1 protein-coding gene is annotated in these 274 nt (G+C 56.6%); it reads left to right on the top strand.

Features of this window, described 5'->3' with window-relative positions; translation table 11 throughout:
- On the top strand, window positions 1-133 hold a 133-nt coding region (locus tag AB9K34_RS00200; RefSeq protein WP_148044812.1), incomplete at its 5' end, for a transposase.
- Window positions 134-274 lie beyond the last annotated feature (141 nt).

Genomic DNA, 274 nt, shown 5'->3' with positions numbered 1-274 from the left:
GGTCGAGCGCTGCTTCAACAAGCTCAAAAACGCCCGGCGCGTCGCCACCCGCTACGACAAGACCGCCGAGAGCTTCCTTGGCTTCATCGACATCACATCTATCCGCCTATGGCTCCGCCATTTGTCAACATGACCTAGATGGCCTTCCACGAAAGTTGACGTTAGCCGCAGCGCATCATTGCGGGAGGTAAGGGCTCACCTTCAGACTTCGCCACCCGGGGCACGAACATCAGCTGTTGATCTGTGAACGGCCGCACATTGATCAAGACATCAT

Source organism: Sedimentitalea sp. XS_ASV28 (assembly GCF_041224545.1).
In the GTDB taxonomy this organism is placed as follows: domain Bacteria; phylum Pseudomonadota; class Alphaproteobacteria; order Rhodobacterales; family Rhodobacteraceae; genus Sedimentitalea.
This window is presented reverse-complemented; position numbering and strand designations above follow the sequence as displayed.